The 6,241-nt window shown below is 61.5% G+C and carries 7 protein-coding genes and 1 tRNA gene; 3 read left to right on the plus strand and 5 right to left on the minus strand.

What is annotated here, in order from left to right:
- Complete coding sequence (gene map / locus QZ564_RS14235; protein ID WP_297111209.1) at positions 1 to 756, plus strand: type I methionyl aminopeptidase; 756 nt, start codon at positions 1 to 3, stop codon at positions 754 to 756.
- Between the two features lie 9 nt (positions 757 to 765).
- Here the strand turns inward: map and QZ564_RS14240 are convergent, their stop codons facing one another.
- The 4 genes from QZ564_RS14240 to QZ564_RS14255 all read right to left on the minus strand — a co-directional run bounded on the left by QZ564_RS14240 (position 766) and on the right by QZ564_RS14255 (position 2,612).
- Positions 766 to 1,293 carry a hypothetical protein gene (locus tag QZ564_RS14240; protein ID WP_297111212.1) on the minus strand — a complete coding sequence of 176 codons (528 nt, stop codon included), beginning with the start codon at positions 1,291 to 1,293 and terminating at the stop codon, positions 766 to 768.
- Between the two features lie 53 nt (positions 1,294 to 1,346).
- Positions 1,347 to 1,520 carry a hypothetical protein gene (locus tag QZ564_RS14245; protein ID WP_297111214.1) on the minus strand — a complete coding sequence of 58 codons (174 nt, stop codon included), beginning with the start codon at positions 1,518 to 1,520 and terminating at the stop codon, positions 1,347 to 1,349.
- A gap of 85 nt (positions 1,521 to 1,605) precedes the next feature.
- Positions 1,606 to 1,680 (minus strand) — tRNA-Lys (locus QZ564_RS14250).
- 131 nt (positions 1,681 to 1,811) lie between these two features.
- Complete coding sequence (locus QZ564_RS14255) at positions 1,812 to 2,612, minus strand: hypothetical protein (RefSeq protein ID WP_297111218.1); 801 nt, start codon at positions 2,610 to 2,612, stop codon at positions 1,812 to 1,814.
- Between the two features lie 139 nt (positions 2,613 to 2,751).
- Between QZ564_RS14255 and glmU the strand changes: the two genes are divergently transcribed.
- Positions 2,752 to 4,101, plus strand: a complete 1,350-nt coding sequence (gene glmU, locus QZ564_RS14260) for a bifunctional UDP-N-acetylglucosamine diphosphorylase/glucosamine-1-phosphate N-acetyltransferase GlmU (RefSeq protein ID WP_297111221.1) — start codon at positions 2,752 to 2,754, stop codon at positions 4,099 to 4,101.
- Between the two features lies 1 nt (position 4,102).
- Complete coding sequence (gene glmS / locus QZ564_RS14265; RefSeq protein ID WP_297111223.1) at positions 4,103 to 5,929, plus strand: glutamine--fructose-6-phosphate transaminase (isomerizing); 1,827 nt, start codon at positions 4,103 to 4,105, stop codon at positions 5,927 to 5,929.
- 115 nt (positions 5,930 to 6,044) lie between these two features.
- Here glmS and QZ564_RS14270 read toward each other — a convergent pair.
- Positions 6,045 to 6,241: hypothetical protein (locus tag QZ564_RS14270; RefSeq protein ID WP_297111226.1), on the minus strand; the 197-nt coding region annotated here is incomplete at its 5' end.

A 6,241-nucleotide genomic window follows, 5' to 3' on the forward strand; every position in this document is an offset into this window, starting at 1 on the left:
TTGATCATCACGACCGACGAGCAGCTCGAAAAGCTGAAAGCAATCGGGCGAATCTGCGCCATGGCCCGCGAGGCCATGGCCGCGGCCATGCGACCAGGCATGACCACGCTGGAACTGGACGAGATCGGTGCGAAATTCCTTGCCGAGCATGGTGCGGAATCAGCACCGGTACTGACCTATGAGTTTCCGGGCGCGACCTGCATATCGATCAACGAGGAAATCGCCCATGGCATTCCGGGGGACCGGGTGCTTGAGGATGGCGACCTTATCAATATCGATGTCTCCGCGGCCAAGGACGGGGTTTTTGCCGATTGCGGCGCCTCCTACATTCTGGGCAAGGGCGATCCGCGGCTGGAAAAGCTGTGCCGAGAGGGCAAGAAGGCGATGTGGGCTGGCATCAATGCGGTCAAGGCCGGCGCGCCGCTGGCCGATATCGGCACTGCCATCGGCAAGGTTGCCAAGAAAGGCGGCTATACGCTGATCCGAAACCTCGCCAGCCACGGCGTGGGCGATAGCCTGCATGACGAGCCGGGCGAGGTGCCGACATGGCCGGATAAGTCCGAAAGGCGTCGCATCCAGGATGGACTGGTTTTCACCATCGAGCCGTTCCTGTCGATGGGCGGGCAGATGGCCGAGCAGATGTATGAAGATGATGAGTGGACGCTGACGGCCGAGCCGCTGGCGCCGACCGTGCAGTATGAACACACCATCGTCGCCACACCGCGCGGGGCAGTGGTTGTCACGCTGGCGGGGTAAGGCGCGTTCCTAGAGCCAGACCAGCAGCAGCGGTCCCAGGATGATCAGGCCGATGCCCACCGCATAGCGCAAATTGCCCAGGCGCCTTAGCGCCAGGACACTGAGGACCGTGGAGAGCACCAGGAAACCCACAAGGCCGATCAGCGCCGGCAGAAGCGGGTTGAGGTTGAGGGCGGTGTTTTCCGTCAGCTGCAAATAGACCATATGCCCGCCGGCAAAGCCGAGCAGGGCCATGATGACGACGGTCACCGCTTTGGAGGTGATGAGCAGGGCCATGTCGATGGTGTTGCTGGTCAGCAGCAAGGCAATGCCGGACCCAGTGACATGAACCGCGGCGAGGGTGGCGAACACGCCGCTGCCAGTAAGCACGGGCACCAGTTCGGGCGGCGCGTTCAGGGGGACCGAACCCACCATGGGCAAATTGGCGCCATAGCGGGCCAGCAGCAGGATGCCATAGAGCATGACGAGCGTGCTGGCGGCAAAGACCAGCAAGGTTATCGCGAGCACCTTGAGCAGGTCCGTCGTTTCCTGAGACATGGTTTTCCCCAAAGCCAGACTACCTTGCGGATAGTACGGCATGACGCTGATTCTCAAACGGGAATGCGCTGTCCCTGGATGAGCAGGCGGGTTTGCGTCATGCGCAGGGCCGGGCTCTTGGCTTTCTGGATGCGTGTTGGCTTGCGAAAGTCCTCGGTCAATTCGAAGGCGTCGGCCCGATTGTCGAGCTCGGCATAGGGGTCCGGATCTATGCAAGTCTGTGGCATGGACGGCTTATTGAACGAGCGGATGCGAGGTGGCCGCAAGAATGGGACAGCGTCACGGCAATATCATGAATACTGGAAAAGGAAGTGGTACGCCGGGAGGGGGTCGAACCCTCGACCATTCGATTAAAAGTCGAATGCTCTACCACTGAGCTACCGGCGCATAGTGTTCGGTATTGCGGCTCCGATCCGGACAACTGGCAATCACCTGTCCTCGAAGCGCTCCGAGAAACGCCGTTTGGCGTCGCGGCGGAACATAGCCGGACTTGCCCGCCTGTCAACCGAATTTGGCCGCTATTGTGAGATGTCCAGTGGCGTGCCGGAAAACGGCATGGGGATACAGGCGATCGAGACCCGTTCGAAACGCTGGCACAGGGCACGCGCCTCGGCGATGTCTTCTATGGGACCAACGACGATGCGCTTGTCGTCGCCATTGGCCTCATCGACCAATAACGGCGACAGGCCGAACAGGAGGGGCCCCAGCTTGAGGGTCAGATCATCCCAAAGCGCGGGGGTCTGCTCGAAGGGCACCGCAGCGCCGACGGCGATGCCATAGGCACTATCATTGGGCATTGCCATGGCCGTTTCCTGCTGGATGGTCACCGGCGCGGGAAGGGGTTGGTTGGTGCCCGATGGCGCGGACGCCTGCGGCAGTGCGGATTGGCGCACGGCGACCGAGCCTCCATCGGCATCGAAAGTCAGGGTCTGGTTTTCCCCGATCGAGGCCGTGAGGTTCGACCGGTCGACAGCCGCACCGATCGGGAGGCTCTCAAGGATTTGCGGGACAGTGGTTTCCAGTGCCCCGACACGGCGGGTCATGTCATTGCCCGAGCGTTCCTGCATGGCAAAGCGGGTGACGAGCAGTTCATTCTCGCGCTTGAGGCGGGCAGTCGCCTCACGCAGGTCGGCCACCTGCAGGCGCAGCGTCTCCATGGAAGCACCGGCAACCCGCGGCTGATGCAGGCCGCCCAGGACGCTCTGCGGCACCAATAGCGCGATATTGGAGCCGAAGACGGCCAAGGCCACGCAGACCAGGGCGACAATGCCCCACAGCGTAACGTCCGATTGCCGGAACTGTTCGGATGCTTTAGCCAAGCGAAGACCCTCTGAAATGCCCGAATCGCCGGGAATATCGTGGCTAGAGTGGTCCCAATGTTATCGGTTCGCCAACTGTTGGCTGCCATAAATTTGTGAAAATGCGGGGAGAATTTCCCGTCTGGTTCGGGAGTGCGACATGGCGGAACTGCTTTCGATCATCCTTGCAGCAGGCGAGGGGACGCGGATGAAATCCGCCTTGCCCAAGGTACTGCATCCGGTCGGGGGCTTGCCTGTGGTCAGCCACGTATTGCGGACCGTGCAGGCATTCGGATCGAAGGTCGCCGTTGTGGTCGGGCCGAACCATGAAGCGGTTGAGGCTGCTGTCACGCGATTTGAGGCGTCGGCACATATCTCGAGACAAGAGCAAAGGCTGGGTACGGCCCATGCGGTGCAGCAGGCACGCACCGCGTATGAGACGGCGCAGGGCCATGTTCTGGTCTTATACGCCGATACCCCCTTGGTCACTTCACGGACGATCGGCAATATCGTTGCCAGGCTCGATGATGGCGCCGACATGGTCGTTGTCGGTTTCCGGCCTGGCGACCCGACGGGATATGGGCGGCTGCTGACCGAGGGTGGCCAGGTGCGCGCCATTCGGGAGCACAAGGATGCAACGGAGGCCGAACGGCAGATCGGTTTGTGCAATTCCGGCATCATCGGTTTCCGCGGCGATGCCCTGCGCAGCGTGATCGATCGGATCGGCAACCAGAACGCCAAGGGCGAGTACTATCTGACCGATGCGGTCGAGCTGGCGACGTCTGATGGCAGGCGGGTGGATTTCATCGAGGCCGATGCCGCCGAGCTTGTCGGCGTCGACAATCGCGAAAAGCTGGCCGAGGCCGAAGCGACGTTTCAGCAGTTCAAGCGCAAAGAAATCATGGCTGCAGGCGTGACCCTGCGCGACCCGCAAAGCGTCTGGTTTTCCTGGGACACTGAGATCGGGCAGGACGTCACCATATTCCCCAATGTGGTGTTCGGGCCGGGTGTCAGGATCGCCGATAATGTTGAAATCCGTGCATTTTGCGACATTGAGGACGCCGTTATTGGCGAAGGGGCGAGCATAGGGCCTTTTGCGCGCATCCGCGGCGGCGCCGAGCTGGGGGCCGATGTGCATCTGGGCAATTTCGTCGAGGTCAAGAAGAGCAGGATTGGCGCCGGGACGAAGGCGGGGCATCTAAGCTATCTGGGCGATGCGGAAATCGGGTCCAGGACCAATATCGGTGCGGGGACCATCACCTGCAATTATGATGGCGTGAACAAGGACAAGACCATAATCGGCGACAATGTCTTTATCGGTTCGAACGCCTCGCTGGTTGCCCCGGTGAAGATTGGGGATGGCGCCTATACCGCCTCGGGCAGCGTGATTACCGAGGACGTGCCGGCTGATGCGCTGGCTCTGGGGCGCGCGCGGCAGGAAAACAAGTTGGGATATGCTCCGAAGCTGAAGGAGCGGGCGCTGGCCAAGAAGGCCGCGAAAGGAAAATAACATGTGCGGTATCGTTGGGATTGTCGGCGACGCGCCGGTGGCCGGCCGGCTTGTGGATGCGCTCAAGCGGCTGGAATATCGTGGCTATGACAGCGCTGGCGTGGCAACGCTGGAGGACGGCGCCATCGCCCGGCGCCGGGCCGAGGGCAAGCTGGGCAATCTGGCCAGCAAGCTCGGAATAGAGCCTCTGGGCGGCCATATCGGGATTGGCCATACCCGCTGGGCCACCCATGGCGCGCCCACTGAGAACAATGCGCATCCGCATGCCACCGAGCGTGTGGCTATCGTGCATAACGGCATCATCGAAAATTTCCGCGAGCTTCTCGAGGATCTTGCGCAGGACGGTTACCGGCCCCAGACGCAGACGGACACGGAATCGGTGGCGCTCTGGGTTACGCGGGAGTTGGACAATGGCGCCGACCCCGAGCTAGCCGTGGCGCGGACGCTCAAGAAGCTCAAGGGCGCCTTCGCGCTGGCCTTCATGTTCAAAGGCGAAAATGGCCTTCTTATTGCCGCCCGCCACGGGGCCCCGCTGGCAGTGGGCTATGGCACAACCGAGATGTATCTGGGTTCGGACGCCATGGCGCTGGCGCCATTCACCTCGCGGCTGACCTATCTCGAAGATGGCGACTGGGCGGTGATCACGCCAAAGGGCGTGACAATCCGCGATGGCAAGGACGCCATAGTACAGCGCGAGCAACTTGTGTCGCAGGCCTCAGCGCTGCTGGTCGACAAGGGCAACCATCGCCATTTCATGGCCAAGGAAATCTACGAGCAGCCCGAGACCATCAGCCATACGCTGAGCCACTATGTGGACATGGGCGCTGAAAAGGTGGCCATCCGGGAGTCACTGCCCTTCGACTTTGCCGACCTGTCTCGACTAACCATGAGCGCCTGTGGCACGGCTTACTATGCCGGGGCCATTGCCAAATACTGGTTCGAGCGCTTTGCGCGGCTGCCGGTCGATATCGACGTGGCCAGCGAGTTCCGCTATCGCGAGCCGCCGCTGGAAAAGGGTGGGCTGTCGCTGTTCATTTCGCAATCCGGCGAGACGGCCGACACGCTTGCGGCGCTGCGTTATTGCGCAGGCCAGGGCCAGCATGTGGCCAGCCTCGTCAACACCGTGGAATCCACCATCGCCCGGGAGTCTGGTGTCGTGTTTCCGATCCTGTGCGGACCTGAGATCGGGGTGGCATCAACCAAGGCGCTGACCGCGCAGCTGACTGCGCTGGCCAGCCTCGCAATCGCCGCAGGGCGGGCGCGCGGTGTGATCTCCGTCGACCAGGAGGCCGAATTGGTTCGTGCCATGGTTGCCTTGCCGTCGGCGATTTCTGCGTCTCTGGGTGCCGAAGATCAGATCATCGACATTTCAAAGCGACTGTCGAAGGCCAAGGACGTGCTCTATCTGGGGCGCGGGCCGATGTTTCCTGTGGCTATGGAAGGTGCGTTGAAGCTGAAGGAAATCAGCTACATACATGCCGAAGGTTATGCAGCAGGTGAACTCAAGCATGGCCCCATAGCGCTTGTTGACGAAGAGATGCCCGTGATTGTCGTGGCGCCCTCGGATGAGCTGGTCGACAAGACGCTCTCGAACATGCAGGAAGTGGCTGCGCGTGGCGGCAAGATCATTCTGATCACCGATGCAGAGGGCGCCAAGACCGTTGGGCATGGCGTCGCCGACATCATCGAAATTCCCCATGTCCACAGCTTCGTGGCGCCAATCCTGGCAACCATTCCAGTGCAGTTGCTCGCTTATCACACGGCGGTTTTCATGGGCACGGACGTCGACCAGCCGCGAAATCTCGCGAAATCGGTGACGGTGGAATAGCCAACGTATCCCATCGTTTTTCGTCATTGCCGGGCCTGTCTCCGCAATCCATCTTGGCGGCGCATGGACCACCGGGATAAGCCCGGTGGTGACGATGGATGGCATGATTAGTGAGTTATCCAGCCCGGATCAGCGGGATCGCGAGGTCTTTGCGGAACAGGTAGAGCAAGGTGCGCGCGGCTTCGCCATCCGGGCCGGTAAGACCAGGATTGCGCGCGAGCAGCGCCTTAGCCTCGTCGTGGGCGAATTCGAGCAGATGCCGATGCACGTCCGGGACGGCAAGCCGATAGCCGGGCATGCCGGATTGGCGGG

It is taken from the genome of uncultured Devosia sp., from assembly GCF_913055165.1.
GTDB lineage: Bacteria > Pseudomonadota > Alphaproteobacteria > Rhizobiales > Devosiaceae > Devosia.